Origin of the sequence: Brachyspira catarrhinii (genome assembly GCF_005518285.1) — a bacterium.
Taxonomy (GTDB): domain Bacteria; phylum Spirochaetota; class Brachyspiria; order Brachyspirales; family Brachyspiraceae; genus Brachyspira; species Brachyspira catarrhinii.
In genome coordinates, this window is the sequence record NZ_SJDU01000251.1 from 1 (window position 1) to 3,431 (window position 3,431).

At 31.7% G+C, this 3,431-nt stretch carries 2 protein-coding genes and 1 pseudogene; all 3 read left to right on the forward strand.

The features are described from left to right. Positions 1-528, forward strand: a pseudogene (locus EZH24_RS08890) (phospho-sugar mutase); the annotation flags it as partial. Positions 529-558: 30 nt separating this feature from the next. Then, positions 559-2,076 carry a DUF5312 family protein gene (locus tag EZH24_RS08895; RefSeq protein ID WP_137998806.1) on the forward strand — a complete coding sequence of 506 codons (1,518 nt, stop codon included), beginning with the start codon at positions 559-561 and terminating at the stop codon, positions 2,074-2,076. Positions 2,077-2,095: 19 nt separating this feature from the next. Further along, positions 2,096-3,082 carry a lysylphosphatidylglycerol synthase transmembrane domain-containing protein gene (locus EZH24_RS08900; protein WP_137998807.1) on the forward strand — a complete coding sequence of 329 codons (987 nt, stop codon included), beginning with the start codon at positions 2,096-2,098 and terminating at the stop codon, positions 3,080-3,082. Positions 3,083-3,431: the final 349 nt, after the last annotated feature.

Here is a 3,431-nt window from a genome sequence, read left to right on the forward strand (position 1 = left end):
GTTTTGAAGAGAGTTTTCGGATATTGCATAAACGGAAATGTGCGAGATAAAGACGGCGTGAGTTCATGTTTAATCTTTGCGGAAATTCTGGCTTATTGTAAAGACAACGATATGACTTTAGCCGATTATTTGGAAAGTCTTTACGAAAAATACGGATATTTTTACGAAGAGACAATTTCGATAACCAAAAAAGGAGCGGACGGAGCGAAAGCGATTGAAGATATGATGACTTATTATAGAAATAATATGCCGAAAGAAATTTCTGGCGTGGAAGTCGTTCATATAAGCGATTATGAGAAAAAAGAAGTTTATGCAAATGACGGAAAAAAGATAAAAGATATAACTCTTCCAAAGTCGAATGTTCTTCAATATATACTTAAAGATAATACAAAAATTACGATTCGCCCTTCTGGAACAGAGCCTAAAATTAAATTTTATTTCGAGGTTTGCGTTAAGGAAAGCAAGGATAAGAGAGTTTCGGTAGCAAAAGAAAAAGTGGCAAATTTTAAGAAGTTTATTAAAGAATAAAATTTTTAAATAAAATATAAAAGGAATATTATGAATTTATTCGATTATATTAGATACAATTTATTAAATATAAGAACGCCAGAATTGGTGGATAAAATGCGTATCCATGAATATGCAAAAAAAGTATCCGCTCAAAAGTATAAGTTTGTGGACATAAAGACAAAAAATATAACTTCAAATTGCGCAAAATTTATATTTGAAATATATAAAATCGTGGGGTATTTATTAAACGCCTTAAAAGACGAATTTATAATAAAAGACGGAAAACAATTTTCCTACTATTTGATAGAAGTCTCTTTTAATAAAGAAATGAAAGAAATATACGCGACTTTGAATAAAGAATATATGCTTGAAAGAATTAAAAAAGGCGAAAATCCGAATAATGTATTTAAAGAAATAAAAGAAAATTTCGTTAAATTCAAAAATTATTTGGGAGGAGAAAACGGAAAAGAAATAAATCTAACTTTCAATTTGCTAAAAGATTTTGCCAATATATCGAATTTCGATTTCTTTTTATTTTTAAGGTCTTTTTGCCCATCGTTTGTGGACGGAGTATATAATTCTAATCCCGTTTTTAAAAATACTTCCAACGCTCAAGTAGTTGACGATTTGACGAAATTGGACGATGCGGTAAACGGCATAATAATAAAAAAAGAACTTATATCGGCGCTGAATATATTTTGCAAATATGCGGGACTATCTCCAATACCCGATAAAAATATGAAAGCGCTTTTAACGAGAATAAAATATTTGCAAACTCCAGAATTATTAAGCGACATAATAATTTTTCTTCTTAAAGATTTTACTTACAAACCCCATGTTTCCTATTCGGATGCAAATATATTCGTAAATTATATTACCGATTTTACCAAAAACTTAAAAAACGATATGGAAAGCATAGTCAAAGATATAAAGAGCAGCAAAATAGCGAGCATAAGAAATAAAACTTTCAGCGGAATAGAAATATTAAAACTAACCAATGTTAACGAAGATAAAAATTCGCAGTTGGAAGAATACGATTGCGAGATTTTTACCTGTGTCGAGCCTTTGCAATATATTAAAACTTTTGTATCAGAAATATTCGATATGGAATATAAAGCGCCGTTAAACGATATGTTTTTAGGTTGCGAGTTCGTTCATAAGGAAAGAAGCTCTCAAGGTTTGGACGCTTTCTATACTTTAAACGATTCCAAAGAAGAAATACAAATGTTCGATTCTACTTTGAGTCCCGAGTCGGATAATTTCAAAAGGCTTAAAAATTGGATTGTATCGAAAAATAAAGCTAACGCAAATAGAGATTTAATAGAAAATATGGTAAAGAAAATAGACGGAGAAGGGAATAAAATCGTCCTAAATGTATATAATTCGGTTTTGGATTTAACCACAATATTAAAAAATATAATAGAGGACTGCGTAAACGGAACTAAAAGGGAAATTTCAAATTCAAGCAAAGTGTCGAATTTGGAAAAATTTAATGTCACGGTTGCAAGAGCGATGTTGGAAGATTTTGAGAATTTTATTTCGCTTATGAAAAATTTTGTCAGATAATTTTTAGGAATAATATTTAATGAAAAAAAATCATAAAACTATAATTCAAATAATAATTGGAATAGCGATAAGCGTCCTATGTTTATATTTCGCTTTCAGAGGAATAAATTTAAAAGAATCAATAGAAATAGTTAAAAATGTTAAAGTTCCTTATGTTATAATTTCCTTGATTTTAAGCGTCATTATAATCGTATTTAGAGCTTTAAGATGGGAATGTTTTATACCATTAAAAGAGCCAATAAAAAAAAGAACTATAATAGCTTCGGTTTATATCGGTTATATGGCAAGCAATGTTCTTCCCGCTAAACTTGGAGAAGTCGTGCGAGCTTATATACTCGGTGCTAAAGAAGGAGTAAGCAAATCGGCGGTTTTCGCGTCAGTTGTAACCGAAAGATTGTTCGATGTAATAACGGGAGTCGTCATACTTTCAATTTCGCTTATATTTATTCCAAATTTGCCCGATACGGTTTTATACGCGGCTTTTTTCTTATTTGTAGTTTCGGTTGTCGGAATAATTATTTTGGTGTTTTTAAGTTTTAATAAATCTTTTGCTCATAAAGTTTTTAATAAAATATTTGGAATTTTGCCTCAAAAAATATCCGTTAAATTAATAGAATTTTCCTGCAATTTTATTGACGGAATAGGAATTAAAAGCGACATTAAACATATATTTTTAATTTTTTTATACACGGCTTTATATTTAATCGGGCAGATATTTACGATAGGATTTCTTTTAACAGCCTTCGACATAAAGGCTTCTCCGATAATAGCTCTATTTATATTTGCGGCGGGCGGTTTCGGTTTTGCAGTTCCTTCAGCTCCATCGGGGATTGGACCTTTCGAGTGGGCAATAATTTTCGGACTTTCTTTAATAGGAGTAGATAAATCGGTAGCCGCTCCATACGCTTTGGTATATCATATAATGGGAATAGTTCCGATTACAATAATAGGTTTTATATTTTTATTCGCTTTAGGAATAGATTTAAAATCTGCAACGAAGAGATAAAACACAATTTTAAGCGGATTGCTTCACTGGCAACATGCCTGCTTTAGCGCCGTTAGCACACGCTGTGAGCCGCGAGGCGATTACAATCTTTAGCCGTCATTCGCCAGAGGCGTCCCTGCGGGAACGAGTGAAACGAAGTAATCTATTCAGTGTGGATTGCCACGCCTCTTGCCAAACGGCACACCTTCGGTGTCGAGGCTCGCAATGACAAAATTTTTTGCAATGACGATGACAATGCTTTTATTGTATAATCGATTAATAAATTTGATAAGTAAAGTAATAAATTAAAGTTTCCCCACTTTCTTTTATGCTTAATCCCGTATGTTCCGATATAAATTGATTATCAAGT